Origin of the sequence: Actinocorallia aurantiaca (genome assembly GCF_039533685.1) — a bacterium.
Classification (GTDB): domain Bacteria; phylum Actinomycetota; class Actinomycetes; order Streptosporangiales; family Streptosporangiaceae; genus Actinocorallia; species Actinocorallia aurantiaca.
On sequence record NZ_BAAATZ010000013.1, the window covers coordinates 213,516 to 236,865 of the forward strand.

Here is a 23,350-nt window from a genome sequence, read left to right on the forward strand (position 1 = left end):
GGAGCGATGGATGAACCAGGAACCGGATCCCGCACCGCAGTTCGGTCAGGATCGGCCGCAGCAGCCGAACCAGCCGCAGCAGCAGCCGGGCCAGCCGCCGCAGGGCGTTCCCCAGTGGGGCGCGCCTCCAGGGCAGTTCGGGCCTGGTCCCGGTGCTCCGGGCGGTCCCGGCGGGCCCAACGGCCCCGGCTTCCCCGGCGGTCCCGGTTTCCAGGGCGGGCCCAACGGTCCGGGCTTCCCGGGCGGACCCGGCTTTCCCGGCGGACCCGGTTTCCCCGGCGGTCCGGGCGGGCCCGGCCTTCCGCCCCGGCAGCCGGGGGGCGTCGACAAGAAGGTGCTGGCGATCGGCGGCGCCGCGCTCGGCGTGGTGCTGCTGGTCGGCCTGGTGTTCGCGTTCGCCTCCGGCGGCTCGGACGAGCCGGTCGCCGGGCCGCCCTCGATGCCGGCCCTCTCCGACGGACCCGCCGCCCCCGACGGGCTTCCGACGGCCCCCGCCGCCCCCGCGGCCACCGGCCCGTACACCAAGGTGACCAGCCCGTGCGGCTGGGTCTCCAAGGACACGGTCTCCAAGCTGGTCCCGTACACCGAGTCCTTCTCCGGTGCCTCGAAGGACGGCGCGAGCGAGGACAACGCCTTCACCTCCTGCACCTGGCAGAGCAAGTACCAGAAGGGCTCGGCCCTGCAGATCAGCCGCGAGCTCAAGGTGCTGGTGCGGCTGCGCACCTCCTCCGAGCACAAGGACGCCGTCGGCGAGACCGCGGACGACCTGCAGTACGAGCTCGGGACGGCCAAGGACAACGAGAACAAGGACGACGGTTCCGGCTACAAGTACGGCGCCGTCACGGTCCCGCAGGTCGGTGACGAGGCGTTCACCTACTCGCGGCTGTCGAGCAAGAGAGTGCAGTACGGCGAGACCGTGTTCCGCACGGGCAACTACCTCGTGAAGGTCACCTACCACGGCTACGACCACCCGACGAAGAACTTCCTGGACGACAGCAAGGACGTCCCGCTGCCGGAGGCGAAGGCCCGCGAGGGCGCTGAGGAGGCGGCCACCCAGGTCGCGGCGGCCATCAAGGCCTGCACCGACCAGTGCACGGGAGCCCCGGCGGCCCCGCAGACCGGTCCGGAGGACGCCCCCGTGCAGGCGGCGAAGCCCTCGTGGTCCAAGGGAGTGCTGAAGGGCCTGGTCGACCCGTGCGCCCTGGTGAAGCCCGAGACGCTCGCCCGGCTGATCCCCACCGCGGGGATGCAGCGGATCGCCGACCAGGGTTACACCTCCGGCAAGGACATGAGCAACGCCACCTGCGTCTGGAGCTCCGGCAGCTCGCCCGACGCGCCGATGAGGAAGATCAGCGTGCGGCTCTGGTACCGCACGACCGTCGCGAAGGCCCAGCAGTCCTTCAAGAGCCCGAAGGAACGGGCGGAGGAACAGGCGAACAAGACCGACGTGATCGGCATCAAGTACGGCCCGGTGGAGGAACTGGTCAGCGTGGGGGACCAGGCCTACGTGCAGCCGTCCGTCACCACGACCCCGCTCGGCAAGGCGCTCCTCTCGGTGCGGGTGGGCAACGTGAACGTCGACGTCGAGTTCTCCGGCGGGGACGGCGTGAACCCGATGGTCCCGGTGCCCGCCGACACGGCCGTCGCCGAGGCGAAGGCCGTCACCCAGGACGTTCTGAGCATCCTGCGCCCGTGATCGCACCGAACATCGAAGCGCTCCTCCCCGAGGACCCCCGGGAGCTGGGGACCTACCGGACGCTCGGCCGGCTCGGCGCGGGCGGCATGGGCGTCGTCTACCTGGGCCTCGGCCCGGACGGGCGGCAGGTCGCCATCAAGGTGATCCGCCGCGAGTTCGCGGCCGACCCCGGCTACCGGGCGCGGTTCGAGAGCGAGGTCGCGAACGCCCGGCGGGTGGCGTCCTTCTGCACCGCGGCCGTCCTGGCGTACGGCGAGCAGGAGGGCATGCCCTTCCTGGTGACCGAGTTCGTCCCCGGCATGTCCCTGAAGGAGTACGTCGAGACGCAGGGGGCCTTCCCCGCCGCGCAGCTGCGCGGCCTCGTCATCGGCATCGCCACCGCGCTGCTGGCGATCCACACGGCGAGGCTCGTCCACCGCGACCTCAAGCCGCACAACGTGCTGCTCGCCGCCGACGGTCCGCGCGTCATCGACTTCGGCATCGCGCGGGCGACGGACTCGGCGAGCCAGCACACCGCGACCGGCGTGGTCGTCGGCAGCCCCGGCTGGATCGCGCCCGAGCAGCTCTTCGAGAACAGGGTCTCCACGGCGGGCGACATCTTCGCCTGGGGAAGCCTCGTCGCCTACGCCGCGACGGGGCGCCACCCGTACGGCACGGGCAACATGATGGTGCTGGCCGTCCGGGCCCAGCAGGGCGCGCACGACCTCTCGGGCGTGCCGATGGACCTGCTGCCGCTGGTGGAGGCCGCGCTCGACCCGGACCCGGACCGGCGGCCCACGGGGGAGCGGATCCTCACGGAGCTGATGGGCGTCGCGGCCGAGCAGGAGGCGCACACCCAGATCAGCTCGGTGTGGACTCCAGGCTTCCTTCCGGAGGAGCCCCGGAATCCCGTCGTTCCGGCCTCGACCCTGCCGTCGGGGGCCCAGGGACGCACCCCGCCGCCGTATCCGCAGCCGTCCGGGGCGACGTGGATGACCAGCCCGGGCGGGGCGTCCCAGCACCAGTACCAGCAACAACCCCAGTACCGGCAGCCGGACTTCGCCGCTTCGGTCGCGGCTCCGCTGTTGCAGGGCACGCGCCCCGGGGCGGGTGCGCCGCCCCATACGCCTCCTCCCATTCCGCTGCCGCCGTCGGGGCCTCCTTCACGCCGCCGCTGGATCGTCCCGGTGGCCTCGGCCGCGGCGGTCTCCCTGGTCGCCGGCCTGGGTTACCTGGGGAAGGGCCTGCTCCAGGACGAAGAGGGTTCTCCGAACCCGAACACCCCGGAGGTGGTCGTGCAGGAAGGAGCGCTGACGGCGCCCGAGGCGGCGGCCAAGGCCCTGAGCGGTGCGGTGCCGACCGTGGAGGCGCTCTACGGCTACGACCACAAGGACAAGGGCTCCTTCGCGGACCAGGGGCTGCCCGTTTCGCCGTCCTTCCTCCAGCAGTGGACCCTGGCTCACGGATCGCCGGAGACGATCGAGAACGCCAAGACCGACAAGGCGTCGGCCGTCCTGAGGCTGTCCACGCTCGGAGTGATCTCCGTGGCGGACGACAGGATCGAGGCCCTGGTGTCGGGAACGCGCCGGACGACCTCCGCGTACGGCCCGACCGAGGAGTCGGTCGAGGCCCGGGTACGACTCGTCAAGGAGGGCGCGAGCTGGCTCGTCGCGGACGTCTCGAACGTCGACGAGAACCAGGAGCCCGTCCTGGACACGGCTTCGTCCTGGCCGGGGACGGACGGGAAGGCGCTCACGCAGGACGCGTCCAACTGCCTGATGAACTACCTCGACTTCTCGTACAGCACGAAGGACACCCACAAGAGCGCCATGCGGATCTGCCTGGCGGAGCAGGCGCTGACCTCGGACCTGCCCGCCTGGCAGAACCAGATCGGCCAGGAAGTCGCGGTGCACGGCACGATCCTGGACGTCGCGTTCCAGACGTTCCCCGCTCCTTCGCGGGACCCGGTGCTGATGGTGAGTACCAGGACGTCCAAGCGCTCCGGCGCCGGCTCCGAGCAGCTCTACGGGGTGATCTGGCGGATGACGATGAAGCAGGCGGACGGGGTGTGGCGCGCCGTCCGCGTCGAGCAGCTGAGCAGGTTCGAATGAGGTCCACGGGAAGCCGGGCCGCGACGGCGGCCTTGGCGGTGCTGGTCCCGCTCCTGCCGGTCCCCGCGCACGCGGCGGCGCCGGAGCGGTGCACGGTTCCGCCCGGGCAGCCGCAGATGGGCGGGGAGCCCTGGGCGCAGCAGGTGCTCAACGTGAAGGCGGCCCACCGGTTGACGACCGGGCGCGGGGTCGTGGTGGCCGTCGTGGACAGCGGAGTGGACTTCGGGAACCCCCAGTTGAAGGGGCAGGGCGCGGGGGCGTTCGACCTCACCCGGACGGGGCCGGCGGACTGCGCCGCGCACGGGACGGGAGTCGCGGGGATCATCGCGGCGCGCCAGACGACCAGGGCGCCGTTCGTGGGCGTCGCTCCGGGAGCGCGGATCCTGTCCGTCAAGGTGGCCGCCGACGCGCAGGACAACTCCGACCTGCTGATGGCGAAGGGCATCATCACTGCCGTCAGGAAGAAGGCGCGGGTCATCAACGTCTCGGCGCAGACGGGGCAGGACAGCAAGCCGCTGCGGCAGGCCGTCGCGTACGCCGTCAAGCACGACGTGGTGGTCGTGGCGGCGGCCGGGAACGTCGACCCGGAGGACACCGGGACGGCCAGGCCCGCCTACCCCGCGCAGTACGAAGGGGTGCTGTCCGTGGGCGCGGTGGACAGCACGGGCAAGGTGACGGCCTTCTCGGACGTCGCGACGCGCGTGTCGGTCGTCGCGCCGGGGGTCGGGGTCACCAGCACGTGGCCGGGATCCGGCTGGTCGTTCGAGTACGAGGGCACCAGTTTCGCGGCGCCGTTCGTGTCGGGAGTGGTCGCGCTGGTGCGGTCGGCTTACCCCAAGATGACCGCCGCGCAGGTGATCCGGCGGGTCGAGGCGACCGCGGACGGCAGCAAGGGGATCGGCAGCGGCTACGGGCTGGTCAACCCGCTGCAGGCCGTCAGCGCCCAGGTCCCCGCCGAGCCGGTGACCGCGGACGCGCGGGCCGTGTCGATGCCCGTCCCGGTGAAGGAGGACGGGCGGCCCAGGAACATCGCGCTGGGGGTCATGGGAGCCGCGCTGGCGGCGGCGGCCGTGGCGCTCGCCGTCGGGATGACGGTGCCGCACGGCCGTCGCCGCCGCTGGGCTCCGGGCGGTCACTCGCCCCGGTAGGCGGTCTGGACGAGCCGGACGCCCGCGCGCCGGTCCACCAGCCGACCGCGGCCGGGCGGCAGCGCCTCGGGTCGGATGTTGCCCAGCAGCGCGCCTTCGTCCTTGCTGCCGGACATGATCAGGCCGGGCGAGCTCATCTCGCGCACGCGCTGCACGGCCGGGTCGTACATGGCCCGGCCCGCGCCGCCGCCCGCCCGGGCGAGAATGAGGTGCAGCCCGATGTCGCGGGCCTGCGGCAGCAGCTCCACGATCGGGCTCAGCGGGTTGCTGGAGGTGGCGACCAGCTCGTAGTCGTCGATGACGACGAACAGGTCGGCGCCAGACCACCAGGAGCGCTCCTTGAGCTGGGTGGGGGTCAGGTCGGCCGGGGGGAGCCGGTTGATCAGCGCGCCGTGGATGCCCTTGATCAGCGGTTCGGCCGCCGTCGAGGAGGCGGCGTAGCCGATCTGGTGCTCGCTGGAGGCCTCCTCCAGCAGCGAGCGCCGGTAGTCCAGGAAGATGAGCCGCGCCTCCTGGGGGGTGAACCGGCCGGTGATGCCCTCCACGACGAGGCGCAGCAGGTTGGACTTGCCGCACTCGGTGTCGCCGAAGATCAGGAAGTGCGGATCGGCGGTGAAGTCGAGCAGGACCGGAGCCAGGGAGTCCTCGTCGATCCCGATGGGGATCTTCTTGCCGGTGTCCGCGGGCATCTCGTCGACCCTCAGCAGGGACGGCAGCAGCCGCACCTTCGGCGCGGGCGGACCCTGCCAGGAGGCCGAGAGCCGGTTGACGAGGTCGCCGACGCCCGCGGCCAGGTCGTCGGCGTCCTGCACGCCGTCCAGGCGGGGGAGCGCGGTGAGGAAGTGCAGTCCCTCCCGGGTCAGGCCGCGGCCCGGGGTGTCCTCGGGGACGTTCGCGGCGAGCTTGCGGTCGATCTCGGACTCGTACGGGTCGCCGAGGCGCAGTTCGAGGCGGGTGCCGAGGAGGTCGCGGATGGACATCCGGAACTCCGACCACTTGTGGGTGGCGGCGACGACGTGGATGCCGTAGCCGAGTCCGCGTGACGCCAGCTCGGTGATGGCCTCCTCCAGCGCCTCGTAGTCCTGGCGGAGGGTGAGCCAGCCGTCCACGACGAGGAAGACGTCGCCGAACGGGTCGTCGGCGAACTCCCCGGCGGCGCGCCTGCGGCGGTAGGAGTCCATGGAGTCGACGCCGAGTTCGGCGAAGCGCCGCTCGCGTTGCTCCATGAGCGTGGTGACCTCGGCGACGGTGCGCCGGACGCGGTCGCCGTCCAGGCGGGAGGCGACACCGCCGACGTGGGGGAGCCCGGCCAGCTGCGCGAGGGAGCCGCCGCCGAAGTCCAGGCAGTAGAACTGCACTTCGCGGGGCGTGTGCTGGAGCGCGAGCGAGCAGATGAGCGTGCGCAGCGCGGTGGACTTGCCGCTGCGCGGCGAGCCCGCGATCCCGACGTGTCCGGCCGCGCCGGAGAGGTCGAGCCAGAACGGGTCGCGACGCTGGTCGAAGGGGCGGTCGACGATGCCGACGACGGTGTGCAGGGGGCGCTTGCCGTCGCGGGGGACCAGGCCGTCCAGGGTGGGGGGTTCGGCCAGCGGCGGCAGCCAGATCGGGTGGGGGGCGGGCCCGAGCCCGTTCATCTGCCTGACGATGACGTCGAACAGGGTGTCCTGCGCCTCCTTGTGCTCGGGCGCCTCCGGGGAGGACTCCCTGTTCTCCTCTTCCACCAGCGGCACGTACGCCGCGGTGTAAGGGACGATCCTGCGCGTCTGGCCGGACGCCCCCGCCATGCCGGAGGAAGCCGCGATCTCCTCGGAGACGGGCCCCGACACGTACGCCGCGCGGAACCGCGTCATCTGGTCGGTGCCGACCTTCAAGTAGCCGTGGCCCGGAGCCTGGGGCAGTTCGTAGGCGTCCGGAACGCCCAGCACGACCCGTGATTCCATCGCCGAGAACGTGCGCAGGCCGATCCGGTACGACAGATGCGTGTCCAGGCCGCGCAGCTTTCCCTCCTCCAGCCGCTGCGACGCCAGCAGCAGGTGGACGCCGAGCGAACGGCCGAGACGTCCGATCATCACGAACAGCTCGGCGAACTCCGGCTTGGCCGACAGCAGCTCGCTGAACTCGTCCAGGACGAGGAAGAGCGTGGGCATCGGCTTGAGGTTCACGCCCTGCTCGCGGGCCTTCTCGTAGTCGCGCAGCGAGGCGTAGTTGCCCGCGGCGCGCAGGAGCTCCTGGCGGCGGACCATCTCGCCGTGCAGCGCGTCGTACATGCGGTCGACGAGGGGGAGCTCGTCCTCGAGGTTGGTGATGACCGCCGACACGTGGTGCAGCTCCTCCATGCCGAGGAAGGTCGCACCGCCCTTGAAGTCGACGAGCACGAAGTTCAGGACCTCGGAGGAGTGCGTCATCGCCAGACCCAGCACCAGGGTGCGCAGGAACTCCGACTTGCCGGCGCCGGTGGCGCCGATGCACAGGCCGTGCGGGCCGAAACCGCCCTGCGCGGCCTCCTTGATGTCGAGCTCGACGGGCCGTCCGGTCGGGTCCACGCCGACGGGTACGCGCAGCCTGCTGCGCGGCGGGCGGGGACGCCAGGTGGCGGCCAGGTCCACCCGGTGGGGGTCGGTGATGCCGAACAACTGGGTCAGCGTCGTCGCCCCGGCCAGCGCGTCCTCGGCGGCCTCCTCGGCGGCGCTGGCGCGCAGCGGCGCGAGCTGCCGGGCCAGCGCCTCGGCCTGGGGGACCGACACCTGGTCGGGGACGCCGATGCGGGTGGGCGTCTCCTTGCCGGCGTGGTCGCGGACGAGCATGGCCATCTGCCGGGGCGAGACCCGCAGCCGCAGCGTCAGGTCGTCGCTGATCGCCGGCAGCGCCTCGTCCAGGTCGAAGACGGTGACGCCCTCGATGCCCTCGGCGAGCTGGGTGTCGTAGGGAACCTGGCCGCCGTCGAGGATGACGACGTGGTAGGGCAGGTCGTCCAGGGACAGACCGCGGCTGAACCGGGGGCGGTTCTGGATCTCCAGCCGCTTCTCCAGGTCGCTCAGGTCGCTGGTGATGAGCCTGACGGGACCGGCGGCGTCCAGTTCGGTGGGGTGCAGCGCGTGCGGCAGCCATTTCACCCAGTCCCAGGCGGCGAGCCGCTCGGGCGAGGCGCAGACGGAGACGCGCATGTCGTCGGGGGTGTGGAAGGCGGCGAGGTGCAGGAGCACCGCGCGGGTCAGGCCGCGGACGGTCTCGGGGTCGCCGCCGGGCACGAACCGGGCGAAGGACCGCAGGGCCACGGAGACGGGCAGGTCGGGCACGGTGGAGTGGGTGCGGGTGAACCGGCCGAGCGCGCCGGCCGTCATCGGCTCCAGGTCCTCGACGGGCTTGGTGTCCGGCGGGATGAGCTCCAGGGCGAGCCGCTGCGGGCCGCGCGCGATGCGCACGTTGGCGAAGTCCTCGTCGGCGGGGCGGCGTTCCCACAGCCGTTCGCTCAGTACCAGGGAGGGCAGCGAGGCCGGGTCGGGGCTGCCCCATTCCAGCGAGTCCCGCTGCTCCTTGGCGGCGGTGCGGACCTTGGTCCTGACCTGGCCGAGGTAGCGCAGGTAGTCGCGGCGCTCGGCGTTCAGCTTCACCTTGCGCTCGCCGCTGCCCCGGCCCATCTGGCCGAGCATCATGCCCAGCATGGAGACGGCGAACAGGCCGCTGGACACCCAGGTGAGGGGGCTGGAGCCGGGCTGGGCGACCATGAAGACCATCGCCCCGGACCCGGCCATCATCGGCAGGTACATCAGTGCCTGCCGGCCGCCTTCGGAGACCTGCTCCGGGATTTCGGGCGGGGATTCCAGCAGGATCTCCCCACGTGGCATCTGGGGTGGTTTGCGACGTTCGCCGCGACGGACCAGCTCCGTGCTCATCGCTTTGACTTTCCCCTTGTCGTCCACTTTTGGTATGAACGGTCATCCTAGAGAACCGTGATCTTATGAACGCCCCCATGACTGGAGGAAACTGGTGGATCTGTGCAGGATCACCGTCGCCGGTCCTGCCCGCCGTATCGACCTGTCCCTGCCTGCCGACGTTCCCTTCGGCTCGCTGCTTCCGGTCCTGATCCGCAATTCCGGGCCCGACCTGGCCAATTCCGGACTGGCGCACGGCGGATGGGTACTGCAACGGCTGGACGAGGCCCCGTTCGACCTCGGGACGTCACCCCAGCAGGCGGGCGTCAAGGACGGCGAGGTGCTCTACCTCCGGCCGCAGATGGCGCCCCTGCCGGAACCGGCCTTCGACGATGTCCCCGACGTCATCGCGACCGCCGTCCGGGAACGGCCCGACCGGTGGAGACCCGCGATGACCAGGGCCACCGGCCTGGGCGTCGGCACCTTCATCCTGGTACTCGGCGCTTACCTGACCGTCGCCCGCGGCGGCGCGTGGGCGCCCTTCCTGACGGGCGGGATCGCCCTCCTGCTGCTCGGCGGCGCCGCGGCGGCGTCCCGGGCCAGAGGGGACGCCGGAGCGGGCGCCGTGCTCGGCCACCTCGCGCTGCTCTACGGCTTCCTCGCCGGATTCCTGAGCCCGGGAGCCGAACTCGGCGCCGCCCAGCTGCTGGCCGGAAGCGCGGTCCTGCTGCTGGTCGCCGTCCTCGCGGGCTTCGCGGTGAACGACGGCCTGTCGGTCTTCGCCGGATACGCCCTGGCCGGACTGATCGGCGTGCTGGCGGGCGGCCTCGGGCTCGGCTTTCCGAACCTCGGCGCGGCGGGCGTCGCGTCGATCATCATCGCGCCCACCCTGGCGCTGACCCCGCTCACCCCCACCCTGGCCTTCCGGCTGTCGCGGGTGACGCTGCCGCCCGTCCCGGCCAGCGCCGAGGACCTGCGCTCGGACACCCTCATGGTGGACGGGCAGGCCGTGCTCGAACGGACCGCCGTCGCCGACCGGATCGTCACCGGCGTCAACGCCGGGATCGGCCTGTCCGCCGCCGTCGCCATGTCCCTGCTGGTGCTCGGCGACGGCTGGTCCCCGCCGACCATGGCGGGCGTCGTCGCGCTGGCCCTGCTGCTGCGCGCCCGCGTCTTCGGCGGGCGCGGCCAGCGGCTGTGGCTCATCGTTCCGGGCCTGGCCGGACTCGCCCTGCTGACCGTCACCCTCTGCGCGGACCTCGACCCGGCCGTCTTCACCGGCGCCGCCCTCGCCCCCCTGGTCCTGCTGGCCGTCGCGGTCATCGTCCTCGGGCTGTGGCTGCCCGGCGCGCACCCGTCCCCGGTCTGGGCCCGGATGCTCGACGTCTTCGACCTCCTGCTGATCGTCAGCCTGATCCCGCTGGCCTTCGGCGTGGTCGGGCTGCTGGACAAGGTGCGCGGCATGGCCGCGTCGGTGGGCTGATGCTGACCCGCAAGGACCTCGTCCAGGCGCACCGCCTGATGACCATGCGCGCCGGGCAGGCCCTGATGCTCGGCGAGCCCGACAACGCCGACCGGCCGCTGCGCCGCATCGGCATCGGCCTGTTCAGCGGCCTGATGGTCGGGGTGCTGCTCATCGCCGGCTGGGGCATCGCCGGGCTCATCACCAAGGACGGCTCGATCCGCAACATGGACGAGACGACCGTCCTCATCGCCAAGGGCACCGGCGCGAAATACGTCATGTGCCAGAAGCAGAAGGACCGGCTGTGCACGGCGGTCAACTACGCCTCGGCACGGCTGGCGATCCAGGGCTCGCAGGTGAAGGTCCGTACCGTCGCCACCAAGTCCCTGTCGAAGTTCCAGCGCGGGCCGCTGATCGGCATCCCGGGAGCGCCGGACGCGCTGCCGTCGTCGCTGGTCAGCGCGCCCTGGACGGTATGCGTCAGCACGGTCTCCCACAATGGGCTGCGCGTTCCGGCCGCGTCCATGGCCGTCGGACGGAAGCTGGGCGGCACCCCCGTGGAAGCGGGGACGGGCGTCGTCGTCGTGGCGAACAGCAAGTACTGGCTGGTCGTGGACGGGACCAAGATGGAACTGCACAAGGCGTTCCTCGGCCCCCTGGCCCGGGACCAGCAGCCGCTCACCGTGCCCGCCGTGTGGCTGAACGGGCTGGTGCCCGGCCCGCAGTTCGAGGCCCCGACCATCCCCGGGTACGGCTCCCGCCGCGCGGCCCCGACCGGGGGGAAGGGCCGGATCGGCCAGGTCTACTCCGTCGAGGCCTCCGGCGTCTCGCCGCAGCAGTGGTTCGTGCTGCTGCGCGAGGGCCTGGCCCCGCTGACGAAGACGGAGGCATGGCTGCTGGAGAACACCCCGGGCGCCCCCGAGACCGTTCCGCTCTCCCGCACCGTCGCCAACCAGGCGCAGACCGCCCGGCTCCCCGAGACCGGCCTTCCCGCCGAGCTGCCCCGCGTCGTCGCCTACGACGGCTCGCAGCCGCTGTGCGCGGTGTACGAGGACCCGGGCAAGGCCTCGGCGGGGCTGACGCTCGGCGCCTCCCTGCCCGCCATCGCCGAACCGGCCGCCGTCGGGACCCGCAAGGACCGGCTGGACCAGGTCGTCATGAGCCCCGGCACCGGGGTGCTGGCCGCCGTCACCCAGAACGAGGCGCCCACCGCCTACGTCCTCATCACCGAGGACGGGCAGAAGTTCCCCATCCCGACCCAGGAGGATCTCGGCAAGCTCGGTTACGGCGTCGCCCAGGCCCGTCCCGTCCTGTCCCACCTGATGCAGCTCATGCCGCAGGGACCGGCCTTGGACGGCCAGGCCGCGATCAACCAGATTTCGTCCTTATGCGATCTTCGTCGGCGTAAGGTGTACAACCAGATTTTCAGGGACGGAGTGCCATATGGGTTATGACCCGAATCGGGCCAAGGAGCTGGAGTCCCGCATGCTGGTCGTGCTCTTCGCGGCCCTGGGCGTGGTGAGCACCGTGATGGCGCTCGATTTCTGGTGGTCGGAAGATCTGTCCGCTCACAAACCGTCGGCGCCCGACCCCTTGATCTACCGACCGGTCCTCCTCGGCGCGCTGGCCGCGGGCGTCCTGACGATCTGCCTGGTGTTCCTCCGGGACTTCTTCACCCGCTCCGCGTCGCTCGCGGCGCTCTGGCTCTGCGTCCTGTCCGGCCTCGCGCTCCCCGCGCTCATCGTGGTCTCCGTCAACTCCGACCTCGCCGTCTACGGAACGGCCGAGACGGTCCTCGGCGTCGGCGGGGTGCTCTTCCTCCTGGCCGCGTACTGCACAGGGAAAAAACGATCCACTCTGAAGGACCAGAAATGACGACGTTTGACGGGGCGCAGCGCCTCATCGACGACCTCCAGTTCCTTCACCGGAACATGAACGCCTTCCAGAAGCTGCTGAGGGAGGGAGAGGAGCAGGCACCCGGCCCGGTGGACGCGAGCGACTCCTCCGGGCAGGTCCGGGTCTTCCTCGACGCGTCGGGGACCGCCTCGTCGATCAGGGTCAGCGCGGGCTGGAAGCAGCGGCTCGCCCCCGAAGCGCTCGCCCAGGCCGTCACGGAGGCCTCACGGCAGGCCGTGTCCGAACGGGTGGCCCTCTGGGGCGAGAACCTCGAGCGGACGGACTGGAAGGGAAAGGTGGACCGGATCGGGCAGCGCATCGAGCGCGGTCTGGGCGGGGAGGAGGCCGGTGCCCCGCCGGCCTTCCAGCGGATGCGCGGCCGGAGCGAACCGCGTCCGGTCAACGTCCTCGCCGAGGAGATGCTGAAGCTGTTCGACCGGACCCAGAACTTCACCGCCCCCTCGGCCCCCGCCGAGTTCACCGGCCGCGACCGCAGCCGGAGGGTGTCCCTGTCCGTGGCCCCCGGCGCCGGCATCACCGGCTGCGACATCGACGCCCGCTGGGCCGGCGGGCAGAACGCCACCGACCTGACCTCGGCGCTGAAGGGGGCGCTGGAGGCGGCGCTGGCCGAGGCCGCCGCGCGTCCGGCCCCGACCTCGCCCGCCGAGGGCGTCGACGGCCTGCTGGCCGAGACGCTCACGCTGCTCGACCGGCTGCCGAACACCTTCCGCTGACGAAAGGCACTCGCACATGGCTCCCAGCAAAGAAGAGATCAGGTTCTCGGTCGAAGGGCTGCGCACGCACGCCAAGGACTGGGACGCGGCCGCCGGTCAGATGGAGCAGGTCGGCACGGTCGTCGCGGGGCTCGAGTTGAACCGCGTCGAGGCGGGCCTCTTCCAGAGCCTGGTCAACCAGGTGAACAGCACTCAGCAGAAGATCGAGATGCTGGCGCGGGAGGCGGTCACCGAGATGGAGAAGGGCGGCGACGCCCTTCGCAAGGTGGCCACCACCTATGAGGCGGAAGAGGCGAAGAACGTGCACAAGATGAACAAGCTCTACTGACCAGAGGGAGATCCGGTTGTCCACGTTCAGCCTCGCCGAGTTCGAGACGGCGACCAGCAAGATCACTTCCGGGATGAAGGACATCTCCGCCAAGATCCCCGAGCTCAAGCCGGCCGCGGCCGCGACCGCCAACAAGTGGTACGTGCCGGACATCATCGGCAACGCTCTGGTGGAGATGGCGGGCTGGGCCGCGGACCTGGCCAAGACGATCCTCGACAAGATCATCGACGTGATCGAGGGCCTCTTCGCGCCGATCAAGATGTTCTACGACGCCAGTAAGTGGAGCAGCATCCAGAGCACGACCGAGACGGTGGCCTCGGACATCGGCGAGGAGCGGATCAAGCGCAAGCTCACCGAGGCGTTCTGGGAGGGCCCGGCGACCGAGGCCTACCTCACCGTCGCCAAGGCGCAGGGCACCGCCGCCACCCGGGTCTCCTCGATGGCCGACACCATCAAGACGACGCTGAACGCCAGCGCGGTGGCGGGACTGGTGTTCTACGTGGCGATCGCGGTGATCGTCATCAAGTTCCTCGCCGCGATGATCAGCATGATCGTGGAGTTCGGCATCGTCATAGCGAGCCTCTTCGGCGTGGCCACGATCATCGAGGAGGCGGGCACGGTGCCGCTGGCGATCGCCGCGGCCGTCGGCGGCCTGCTGGCGTTCCTCGGCCCGCAGATCGAGACGCTCATCAACAACAGCGCCTCGCTGGAGAGCGGCGCCGGACTCGACGGCGGCCACTGGCCGAAGCTCGCCACCGGGACGTTCAGCGACGCCACCGTCAAGGACGGCGACGCCGACTGGTCCGTCCAGGACAGGTGAGACAACAGGGATAACGATTGAATAACGCGGCGTCAGAGTTTTCTGCTGTCAAGTGGCAGATAAGAGGCTGATGTGCGTATCGTGATCATCGCTTAGCAAACCGGAAATTCCGCCGCATTTATGGAGGTGACGGGTGGCTCCCACTTCGGGTGCTGATAGGGCCAAAATGGCCCAGGCCGCCTCGCAGGTCGAAGACGCTGCGAACGACATCAGGGGCCTGCAGACCGGACTCAACGGTCGCAAGGGCGCGATGATGGAGGGCTGGGTGGGCAACGCCTCCCTCGCTTTCAACAGGGTCTTCACCGATTTCGACCAGGCCTTCCGTACCACCCTCGAACAGCTGGACAAGATCCACGAGAAGCTCGTGGACAACCGGATCCGGTACGAGGCGAACGAAGACCAGACGCAGGCGGACATCCAGCGGCTGAACGCGCTGCTCAACAACTAGGGGAACTGACGTGGCTCCCACGGACTACACAAAGGTCAACTTCGGCGCTCTCGCCGACGGCCAGGCCGACTTCCGCAAGGTGTACAACGAGCTGAACAACCGGCTCAACAGCCTCGAGAAGTACCTGGAATCCAACCTCTCCGAGTGGGAGGGCGACGCCGTCCAGGCCTACTGGGAGGCCAAGCGCGTCTGGGACAAGGCGTGCCAGGACGTCGCGAACACCATCAACGCGATGGGCGCCGCCATCGGCAACGCGAACCAGAGCTACCAGGACACCGAAAACGCCAACCGGCGTATTTGGGGCTGACGGACTCGACAGGCGCCGCCCCCTGGCCAGGGGGCGGCGTTCTGCCGCTCACTAGTCACACGAGGGCAGCACTTTGGGCGATCAGTACCACCCGAACGGCTCGGGCGTCGCGAACGACCTGAGCCGGCAACCCCGTAGCGGCGGCCCCGGATCCGCCTGGACGTCACCGCGCGCCACCGGCGACATCGACGTCGAACGCGACCGCCTCAACGACATCGCCAGGAAGCTCGACGGCGACCTCAAGAAGCTGGAAGCGGACATCGCGAGCTTCACGTCGGCCAACAAGGTCCCCGCCGCGGACCTCGGCGTCTCCCCGGCCGCGAGCACGCTCAAGATGTCGTCGGAGCGCACGCACGGCGCGCTCCTCGACGCGATGGTCCGGCTGCGCTTCGCCTACCTCGGCGTGATCGCCGGTCTGCGCGGCAGCAGCACGAACTACGAGAACGTCGAAGAAGAGATCGCGGCCTACCTCCGCAAGCTCGGCGCCTAGGAAGGGATCACGCATGGGTGACGAGATCAGAGTCCACCGGCCCCAGGCCGTCCCGACCGGCCCGCCTCCGGCGACCCCGCCGGGCGTCGACATGGAGCAGGTCAAGTCCATCATCGGCGCGGTGGACATCGGGAACGTGACGCAGACCGGCGACCTCTACCTGAAGACGGCCACCCGGTTCGACGAGCACGCCGCCAACCTCGTCGCGCACGCCGAGGCCCTCGCCGGCATCTGGCGCGGCAAGCCGGCCGACAACGCCCTCGAGGCGTTCGCCAAGCTGCACGGCACCGCCACCGCGATCAGCGCCAACACGGCCGAGGCCGGCGAGACGTACAAGTGGCTGGGCACCACCATCCTGCCCTTCTACAAGGACAGCGCCCAGAGCATGACGGACGGGTTCATCCGCACCGACGGCGACGACGAACGGGCCCGCGAGCTCCTCGACCGGATGAACGACCGGGTCGCCGAGGCGAACAACGGCCTCCCCAGCCAGCTCGTCGTCACTCTCCCGGTGGTGAACGCGATAGCTCCTCCTCTTCCCATAAAGGAGAACGGGGGAGGAGTGCCTCCGACCGGTTACTCCCCGCCCTCCGGACCCTACGGCGGAGGGAACGGGGGTTATGGAGGGTCCGGTTCCTGGAGCACCGGTCTCTACGGCAACGGGCAGTACGGCACCGGTCCGTATGACGGCGGCCCGGGTGAGATCGGCCCTGGAGGCCCCACCGGCCCCGGGAATCCGAACCAGCAGGTGCCCACCGGACCCACCGGACCGACCGGACCGACCGGACCGACCGTGCCTGGTATCGGAGGCAACGGCGGGGTCATCGGGAACGGCACGGATCTGGCAGGAACCGGGCCTAACCCGGGAACCGGTCAGAACCCCTTCAACCTGAACCCCTCCGGACCGACCCCCTCGGTGCCGAGTACAGGGCTGCCGGGCCAGCCCGGCGGGCCTTCGACGTACAACGGGTTCGGCGGCTTCAACGGACCCGGGAGCAACTCCGTGACCCGGGGCCCGTCGAGTTTCGGCGCTCCCCGGATCGGGCTCGCGCAGGGCCCCGGCAACGGCGTCATCGGCGCGATGAACGGAGAGTCCGCGCTGACGCGCGGCGCGGCCCAGCAGGCGGCAGGCCGAGGCCAGGCGGGTATGCCGATCGGCGGGTCCCGCGGCGGCGGGGGCGGTGACGGCGAGGAGCACACCCGCAGCACCTGGCTCTCGGAGGACGAGGACGTCTGGGGCGCGGAAGCCGATATCCCTCCTGCGGTGATCGGCTGACGTGTTCCGCGGAATGTTCGTGGCGGGGCTGGCGCTGGCCTCCGTGGTCGGCGCCGGTCCCGTCAGCGCTGTTCCGAAACCGCGCGGCGACCAGTGGTGGCTGTCCACGACGGGAATCCAGCAGGCGTGGAAGCAGAGCACCGGACAGGGTGTGACCGTGGCGCTCATCGACGGGAAGCCCGTCCTCGGACTGCGGGAGTTCCGCGGTGCGCGCATCCGTAAGGGACGCGATTTCCGAAGATACGGAGACGGATTCGTCAAACCGCCCGAATGGGATCAGGAGCACGGCACCGGCATGCTCAGCCTCATCGCCGCCCAGGGAGGCGGGAGCGGCTACCAGGGAGCGGCGCCGGACGCCGAGGTGCTCACCATCCCGGTGAACGGCGGCGCCGACTTCCGCGAAGCCCTGAGGTACGCGATCGACCAGGGCGCCGACGTCGTCAACATGTCGTTCGCAGGGGTGGACATCTCGACGGCCGAGCCCGTGTGCGATGCGGGGTGGCAGGAAGCGGTCGACTACGCGGCGGAACACGACGTGGTTCTGGTGGCGGGCGCGGGTAACAACCGGTCATCGGAAAACCTGCCGTACGTACCGGCCATGTGCCCTGGCGTCCTCGCGGTCGCGGGCCTGTCCAAGGAACTGACTCTGCGGAAGAAGCCGGTCCGCCAGCCCTACATCGCGATCGCCGCGCCCTCCGACGAGGTCTCCTCCCTCCGTGACTCAGGGGCTCTGTGGGTGGGAGACGGCGGCACCAGCTCCGCCGCGGCCCTCACCACCGCCGCCATCGCCCTGCTCCGCTCCGCCCATCCCGGTGAGAGCGCCCGCCAGATCGTCGCCCGTCTCCTGTACGCCGCCCAGGACGTCCACACGCCCGGCTGGGACGACCACACTGGCTACGGTCTCATCCGCCCGGACAGGGCCCTGACCGCCACCGTCCCCTCGGGCTTCGCCAACACGGTCTACGACCGCTTCGACGCCTGGCACAAGGAACAGGCCGAGCTGAAGCAGCAGCGCGAGAACCCCCCGGACTTCGCCGTGGGCGGCGACCCGAACCGCGAGCGGTCGACCTCCAGCGACTGGGAGACCTACGCCCCCTGGCTCCTCGGCGCGGGCGCCCTCTCCCTCGCCGCGGTCTTCACCGGTTTCCTCGTCTTCCGCAGAAGACGCAGGGGCGCCGCCCGGTCCCTCTGACCGGGGAGGAGGGCTTCAAGGCGGACTCCGCATCCGGTTCCTCGTTCAGCGACCTTCGGGAATCTTTATGAAAAGATTTCAGATTATCCCTGAGAGTGCGGACGGAATGGAATTCCGTTGGACGCGAGCGCGGTCCTGACGCGGAGCCGGAACTCGGCCGGTCGGCCTTCGTGCTGTTCTCCGGAATGGCGTGCGCCGTTTCGCATGAGCCTGATCCGATGAGATCGGTGAAGGAAGGCGAGAACGGCGGAGGGCGGGGAAATCCGGAGTTCGACGCCCCCGTACAGCTGATCCAGAGGCGGGCGCGGACGGGCGGTTCCAGCAGGCGCGGTCCTCTTCGTGCTCGTGGAGGGGGCCACCGTTCTGGTGGAACTCGAGGAGATGGTCGTGCGGACCTCGTGGGATTCGCCGTCCTGGCGGGAGAAGACCGGGGAGCAGAGGGACCGGATCGCGCGGGCGAGCGTGCGGGGGCTCTAGGCGTCAGGCTATGGCGCGGGTGAAGGCGGCGGTGGCGAGGTGGACGGCGGTGGCCTGGGAGGACTCGGCGAGGAGTGAGGGGTCCACGGAGGTGCCGGCGGCCAGGTGGCGGTCGTAGGGGAGGTGGATGACGGGGACGCCTTCGGCGGCGAGGAGGGCGCGGGAGCGGTTCAGGTCTCCGTCGAGGTGCGGGCTGTGGGTGACCAGGACGACGAGGGTGCGCTGGAGCAGGTGGGCGTGCGGGCTGCGCAGGAACCAGTCGAGGGCGCTGCGGGTGCTGAGGGCGCCGTCGGCGGTCGCGGGGGCGATGAGGATCTGGGCGTGGGACGAGGCCAGGATGCCCTGGTGCAGGTCCGAGGTGAGGCCGGGACCGCAGTCGACCAGGCTGATGCCGAAGTAGCGGCTGAACTCGCCCTGCGCGGTCTGGAACTCCCCGAGGCTCAGCTCGGTCGTCAGGGCGCGTGAGGACGACGCGGACGCCACCCAGAGGCGTTCGCCGGCCTGCGTCAGGTAGGACTGGGCCGCCTCCCAGTTCGGGAGCGTCGTCAGTCCCCGGTAGGTGCGCTCGGCGTTCACGCCCAGCCGCAGCGGCAGCGAGCCGAGACTCGGGTCGGCGTCCAGGACGAGCGTCCGGTCGCCCCGGTGCGCCGCGATCGTGCGGGCGACCAGAGCCGTCACGGTCGTCTTGCCGGCTCCGCCCCGAAGGCTCGTGACGGCGATCCTCCGGCAGGAGCTGACCACCTGCCCCAGGATCCCGGCTGCGGCCTCCTGCTCCCGCACCGCCTGCGCGGCCCGCGCCCCCACGGCCCGCCGCATCCCGCGCCCCACCCGCCGCGCCAGCGGATCCCCGTGCCGCATCCGCCGCATCAGATCGTCCGCGACCGGAGTCCCGGCCGGGTTCGCCCCCTGCGCCCAGGAGGCCTCTTCCACCCGCACCCCCGCATGGCCCCCGTGGGCCTCCCCCGCCGCATACGGCACACCGGGAGAGACCTCATCGCCGTACACGGACGCGGCACCGGCGCCCAGGGCCGCTTCCGAGGGCACGACCGCTTCGGGGGAGTGAGGCGCGCCGGGAGCGATCGGGTTGCCGTAGACGGACGCGGTGTTCTGGTCCGGGCGAACGCCCGTCCCGAGGGCCGCTTCGCCCGGAGGGACTCCTGGGCTGTGGGGCATCGCGGGAGCGGCCGCGTCGCCGTACACGGCGGGGTTCCGCTCTGGACGAGCGTCTGCGGGGAGGGCCCGATGGGCCCCCGGGGGAGCGTCCGTCGTCGGAGCGGCCGCGTCGCCGTACGCGGCGGGGTTCCGTTCTGGACGGGCGTCTGCGGGGAGGGCCCGATGGGCCCCTGGGGGAGCGGTCGCGTCGCCGTACGCGGCGGTCTCGTCCTGCTCGAGGGGGCCGGCCGGGGTGAAGGCGGTGGGAGCGCTTCGTTCCGGGTCGGCTGCCGGGGAAGCGGGTGGCGCGGTGCCGCCGTGCACGGGTGCGGCCAGGCTGCTCTGCCCGGCGTGGGGGTCCGCTGCGAAAGAGGTGCCGGGGGCGTGCTGCGCCGTCGGTCCGCTCTGGCCCGGGCGGGGCTCGGGGGCGCCCTGCGGCGGGGAGGGCTGCGGGCGGGCGGCCGCCGAGACCACGGAGGAGGCGGGAGCCCGGTCGCGGCGGGTGGCGAAGGGGTTCGGGGGCACGACCGGGGAGGTCAGGGGGTCGACGGGGACGGGGGGCGAGCCGCCGGCCAGGCCGCGCGAGGGCAGGCCGAGAGCGCGAAGCGTGGAGAGCTGCCAGTCGGGCACCGCGGTCCTTCCCCCAAAGGTGATGGAAGCGAGTTTAGTGGTGAGTTGCGAGAGTTGTGGGGCTAGGATCGGCGCGCTGCCGGATCGGGGAGGAGGCGTCGGGTGTCCAAGGACTTGGTGGTTCTCGGGAGAAGGGAACCCGACGTCGCGGGGGTGGCGGAGGCCTGCGGGACCATGTTCCGGGTGAACGGGGCGGGCTGGCCGGTGCAGATCTTCGACGACGCGGGCAGGCTCGTGCTGACCGTCGAGAACCCGGTGCCGGTGGAGGCGCAGGGCGAGATCGAACGGCTGCTGGGAGTGCGGGCGGACCCGCCGGTGTGGTGGATCGACGTCCGGGCCGCCGCGGACGTGGAGGAGGCCGCGGCCGTCGCGCGCGAACTCGCCTCGGAGCTGGCCGGACGGTTCAGCGGCGTGGTCTGGAGCAGCAGGTGAGCATCGCCGACGTCCTCACCGCCAAGGCGTCCGTCATCCTGCAGGACCGGGCCGTGGTGCCGCTGCTCGCCTGGATGGCGCCGGAGGGTCGGGCGCTGCAGGTCGTGACGCCGCCGACCTCGCGGTTGACGCTGCCGCTCAGCCTCGCACTGGTCGGACCGGACGACCGCTGGGTCGTCGCGGACGGCGACACCTTCTACGACGGGCTCACCGGCCACCACCTGAGATGGGACGGCGACTGCTTCGGTCCCGACCCCCGGGCGCAGGGCCACGCCGCGGGCTTCACGGTGAAGTCGGAGGCGGCCGTCGGCGGCCAGCTGTTCCTCACCCTGGAGAACCGGGTGCCGCCGGGCGAGCCGCTCGCCGGGGTGCTCTCCCAGGTCTGCCAGGCGGTCCTGGGCTACCTTCCGACGGGCTGGGGCCGCAACGAGCCGGCGGGCCTGCGCTGGGACCGGGGGCGCTTCAGCGAGGAGCTGCGCAGCCGCCCGGGCCGCGCCGTGGTGGTCTGCTCCGCGGGCATGGTCTCGACCACGTCCGTGATGCCCCTGCCGGACGGCTCCCAGCTGGAGCAGTCGACGGTCGTCATCGGTTTCGCCGATCCCTCGACGGTTCCCGTCCCGCAGATGAGCGGCATCGTCTCCAAGCTGCCGGGGGTGACGGCGGCCTCCGCCCAGGTGCGTTTCGGCCGTCCCGACCTGACCGTGGAGCCCCGCTGGGCGGGGGCTCCCGTTCCCATCCAGCTCTGAACGGCGCGCGGGGAGGCGGCCGGTTGACCGGATGAGGTCAGGGCAGTGAAGGGATTCGTGGCTGAAGGGGCGTTTTTGGGGGCTTGTCATACTTGGGGATGATGTCGGTGGCATGTGCCTTGAACTTGGGGCAGGGAGAAGGCAACCTTCTTACGCTGGTCGTGTAAGAGAACAACAGGGGAACAGAGGGCGCTGACCTTGAGCGACGTGGCGAGGCGAACGACGCGGTGATGGACCGGGTCTACGTCGGCTGGCGCTACGACCAGGCGCACCCGGATCCGGGTCCGGAGCCGCGCCCCCCGTACCCGTATGCCCGGAACGCTCCCACCTGGATGGAGGAGGCCGAGCAGTACCAGGGCGAGACCATGCGCAACCGCCCCCTGAAGTACACCGCCGTCGGAGCGGGGATCGGCGGGCTGCTCTTCCTCGCCCTGGGGTTCGGCGACTGGCTGCAGTGGGCGTTCGCGCTGGTCGGGCTGCTGGCCTGCCTCATCGTCATCGGCATCACCGGCTGGTCGGTCTGGCAGGGAGAGCAGGCCGTGCGCATCCGCAGGCGCGCCGACCGGCAGCGCCGCGAACACGCCCAGGCCCGCCTCGAACAGCGCAGGGCCGAGGCCGAGGACGGTTACGCGCTCGCCCGCCGGAAGTGGGAGGAGGCCCGCGCCGCCTACGAGAACCAGCGGGAATGGCATCCGGTGACGGTCCCGCCGGGCGTCGACCGGGTCGACATCGCCGGCGGCACCCTCGCGGGCTGGGCCGCGGCCGTCACCATGATGGGCGCCGCCCGGCTGGAGGCCGGATCCCGGGTCACGGTGCTCGACCTGTCCGAGGGGGCGGTCGCCCGGGACCTGCTGCGGCTCCCCGGTGAGGACCCCCTGGTGTGGGTGCTGCCCGACGACCTCAAACGCCTCGACCTCGGCACGAGGCTGAGCCCGTCCGCCCTGGCCGACGTGCTGTCGGTGGTGGTCGGCGCGACCGAGTCGGAGTCGTCGGTGCGGGACACCTCGATCGACAACTCCATCCTGGAGCGGCTCATCTCGGTGCTCGGCGGATCCCCGCGCATCGCCCAGATCACCGCGGCGCTGCGTGCCCTCGCGCAGGTCGGCGACCCGAGGGACGACCTGAAGGCGGGGCTGCTCACCGAGGAGCAGCTCGACCGGATCTCCACCCTCTTCGGGCGCGGCGCCGCCGACCGGGTCGTGCTGGAGCGGGCCTGGACGCTGGAGTCGCAGCTGCGCAAGCTGGAGGACCTGGGCTCCGACTCGGTGCACCTGCCGCCCGCCCCGCTGCGCGTCATCTCCCTGGACCGCAGGGCCGGCGTGCTCACCAACAAGATCCTCGCCACGTACGTCACGACCGCGCTGACCCATCTGCTCCGCCAGACCCCCGTCCACCGGCCGTGGGGGCAGACCCTGTTCCTGTGCGGGGCGGAGAAGCTCCGCGGCGACGTCCTGGACCGGCTGGCGGACGCCTGCGAGACCACCGGCACCGGCCTGGTCCTCATGTACCGCACGATCCCGGGGCCGGTACGGGAACGTCTGGGCCGGGGCAACAGCGCCGTCGGCTTCATGCGTCTGGGCAACGCCTCGGACGCGGCCGCCGCGGCCGACTACCTCGGCGCCGAACCCCACCTGCTCCTGGCCGAGGCCACGGAGAAGGCGACCCCCGAGGAACCCACCGCCCCCTACTCCAGCACCGTCGCCTACGCCCGCCGCGCCATGGGGGAGCACGCCCTCACCGCCCCCCTGACGGGCCCCGCGCCCACCCGCCACTCGCTGATCGACGTCATCTCCACCGGCCCGTGGCCCGGCACCGTCGCCGGCGCGGTCGCCCCCCAGCGCACCCGCGAGCTCCGCCCCGAACGCCGCCAGCTCCAGGACCTCCCGCCCACCGCCATGGTCTTCACCCACGCCAACACCACCTACCTGGTGGACGCCAACCCGGGCATCATGACCCTCCCCACCGCCCACCCCCTCTCCGGCGACGACACCGACGAGCGCCCCCTCCCCGCCCCCGGCAACACCCCTCCGGAACCTGACGGCCCCGAGGCCTGACCCCGTCGCGATCCGCGATGGCGGAGCCGTTCCCGTCTCCTGACCCGTCTTTCGGGAACTGATGGTCGGGCTGGTCGGGCGGCCAGGCCCGTCGCGATCC

Annotated in this window: 20 protein-coding genes; 18 read left to right on the forward strand and 2 right to left on the reverse strand. The window is 71.4% G+C overall.

Annotated features, from left to right (window positions below):
- Positions 1-10 precede the first annotated feature (10 nt).
- Genes ABD327_RS18990 through ABD327_RS19000 form a run of 3 tightly spaced genes read left to right on the forward strand, consistent with a single transcriptional unit; the run spans position 11 to position 4,934 of the window.
- Positions 11-1,696 (forward strand): hypothetical protein, encoded by a 1,686-nt coding sequence (locus ABD327_RS18990; protein WP_344451816.1) that lies wholly within the window; start codon positions 11-13, stop codon positions 1,694-1,696.
- Positions 1,693-3,786 (forward strand): serine/threonine-protein kinase, encoded by a 2,094-nt coding sequence (locus tag ABD327_RS18995; RefSeq protein ID WP_344451817.1) that lies wholly within the window; start codon positions 1,693-1,695, stop codon positions 3,784-3,786. The genes ABD327_RS18990 and ABD327_RS18995 overlap by 4 nt, the downstream gene beginning before the upstream one ends.
- Positions 3,783-4,934: a S8 family serine peptidase gene (locus ABD327_RS19000; RefSeq protein WP_344451818.1), complete on the forward strand. Its 1,152-nt coding sequence runs from the start codon at positions 3,783-3,785 to the stop codon at positions 4,932-4,934. The genes ABD327_RS18995 and ABD327_RS19000 overlap by 4 nt, the downstream gene beginning before the upstream one ends.
- Here the strand turns inward: ABD327_RS19000 and eccCa are convergent.
- The gene (gene eccCa, locus ABD327_RS19005; protein WP_425547152.1) at positions 4,919-8,779 is read right to left on the reverse strand and encodes a type VII secretion protein EccCa; all 3,861 of its coding nucleotides are present in this window, start codon (positions 8,777-8,779) and stop codon (positions 4,919-4,921) included. The two genes, ABD327_RS19000 and eccCa, sit on opposite strands and share 16 nt — an antisense overlap.
- A gap of 142 nt (positions 8,780-8,921) precedes the next feature.
- On the opposite strand from eccCa, the gene eccD reads away from it, so the two are divergent.
- The 12 genes from eccD to ABD327_RS19065 all read left to right on the forward strand — a co-directional run bounded on the left by eccD (position 8,922) and on the right by ABD327_RS19065 (position 18,236).
- Positions 8,922-10,289, forward strand: a complete 1,368-nt coding sequence (gene eccD / locus ABD327_RS19010) for a type VII secretion integral membrane protein EccD (RefSeq protein ID WP_344451820.1) — start codon at positions 8,922-8,924, stop codon at positions 10,287-10,289.
- Positions 10,289-11,722, forward strand: coding sequence for a type VII secretion protein EccB (eccB, locus tag ABD327_RS19015; RefSeq protein ID WP_344451821.1), 1,434 nt, complete (start codon positions 10,289-10,291; stop codon positions 11,720-11,722). The genes eccD and eccB overlap by 1 nt, the downstream gene beginning before the upstream one ends.
- Positions 11,712-12,143: a hypothetical protein gene (locus ABD327_RS19020; protein ID WP_344451822.1), complete on the forward strand. Its 432-nt coding sequence runs from the start codon at positions 11,712-11,714 to the stop codon at positions 12,141-12,143. The genes eccB and ABD327_RS19020 overlap by 11 nt, the downstream gene beginning before the upstream one ends.
- On the forward strand, positions 12,140-12,898 hold the full coding sequence (locus ABD327_RS19025) for a hypothetical protein (RefSeq protein ID WP_344451823.1): 759 nt from the start codon (positions 12,140-12,142) through the stop codon (positions 12,896-12,898). The genes ABD327_RS19020 and ABD327_RS19025 overlap by 4 nt, the downstream gene beginning before the upstream one ends.
- A 16-nt stretch (positions 12,899-12,914) precedes the next feature.
- Positions 12,915-13,226, forward strand: coding sequence for a hypothetical protein (locus tag ABD327_RS19030; RefSeq protein ID WP_344451824.1), 312 nt, complete (start codon positions 12,915-12,917; stop codon positions 13,224-13,226).
- Between the two features lie 16 nt (positions 13,227-13,242).
- Positions 13,243-14,046 carry a hypothetical protein gene (locus tag ABD327_RS19035; protein WP_344451825.1) on the forward strand — a complete coding sequence of 268 codons (804 nt, stop codon included), beginning with the start codon at positions 13,243-13,245 and terminating at the stop codon, positions 14,044-14,046.
- Between the two features lie 133 nt (positions 14,047-14,179).
- Positions 14,180-14,494 carry a WXG100 family type VII secretion target gene (locus tag ABD327_RS19040; RefSeq protein ID WP_344451826.1) on the forward strand — a complete coding sequence of 105 codons (315 nt, stop codon included), beginning with the start codon at positions 14,180-14,182 and terminating at the stop codon, positions 14,492-14,494.
- Between the two features lie 10 nt (positions 14,495-14,504).
- A complete protein-coding gene (locus tag ABD327_RS19045; protein ID WP_344451827.1) occupies positions 14,505-14,801 on the forward strand; it encodes a WXG100 family type VII secretion target in 297 nt (98 codons plus the stop codon).
- A 73-nt stretch (positions 14,802-14,874) separates the two neighbouring features.
- Positions 14,875-15,291 (forward strand): hypothetical protein, encoded by a 417-nt coding sequence (locus ABD327_RS19050; RefSeq protein ID WP_344451828.1) that lies wholly within the window; start codon positions 14,875-14,877, stop codon positions 15,289-15,291.
- 13 nt (positions 15,292-15,304) lie between these two features.
- Complete coding sequence (locus ABD327_RS19055) at positions 15,305-16,567, forward strand: hypothetical protein (RefSeq protein ID WP_344451829.1); 1,263 nt, start codon at positions 15,305-15,307, stop codon at positions 16,565-16,567.
- Position 16,568: 1 nt separating this feature from the next.
- Positions 16,569-17,759 carry a S8 family serine peptidase gene (locus tag ABD327_RS19060; protein ID WP_344451830.1) on the forward strand — a complete coding sequence of 397 codons (1,191 nt, stop codon included), beginning with the start codon at positions 16,569-16,571 and terminating at the stop codon, positions 17,757-17,759.
- Between the two features lie 339 nt (positions 17,760-18,098).
- The gene (locus tag ABD327_RS19065; RefSeq protein WP_344451831.1) at positions 18,099-18,236 is read left to right on the forward strand and encodes a hypothetical protein; all 138 of its coding nucleotides are present in this window, start codon (positions 18,099-18,101) and stop codon (positions 18,234-18,236) included.
- 3 nt (positions 18,237-18,239) lie between these two features.
- Here ABD327_RS19065 and ABD327_RS19070 read toward each other — a convergent pair whose 3' ends face one another.
- A complete protein-coding gene (locus ABD327_RS19070; RefSeq protein ID WP_344451832.1) occupies positions 18,240-20,018 on the reverse strand; it encodes a nucleotide-binding protein in 1,779 nt (592 codons plus the stop codon).
- 102 nt (positions 20,019-20,120) lie between these two features.
- Here ABD327_RS19070 and ABD327_RS19075 point away from each other — a divergent pair, with 102 nt between their 5' ends.
- The 3 genes from ABD327_RS19075 (at position 20,121) to ABD327_RS19085 (ending at position 23,250) form a co-directional block, all read left to right on the forward strand.
- The gene (locus ABD327_RS19075) at positions 20,121-20,450 is read left to right on the forward strand and encodes a hypothetical protein (RefSeq protein ID WP_344451834.1); all 330 of its coding nucleotides are present in this window, start codon (positions 20,121-20,123) and stop codon (positions 20,448-20,450) included.
- On the forward strand, positions 20,447-21,196 hold the full coding sequence (locus ABD327_RS19080; RefSeq protein ID WP_344451836.1) for a DUF6177 family protein: 750 nt from the start codon (positions 20,447-20,449) through the stop codon (positions 21,194-21,196). Before ABD327_RS19075 ends, ABD327_RS19080 begins: the two co-directional genes overlap by 4 nt.
- 230 nt (positions 21,197-21,426) lie before the next feature.
- Complete coding sequence (locus tag ABD327_RS19085; RefSeq protein ID WP_344451837.1) at positions 21,427-23,250, forward strand: hypothetical protein; 1,824 nt, start codon at positions 21,427-21,429, stop codon at positions 23,248-23,250.
- The last annotated feature ends 100 nt before the right edge of the window (positions 23,251-23,350 follow it).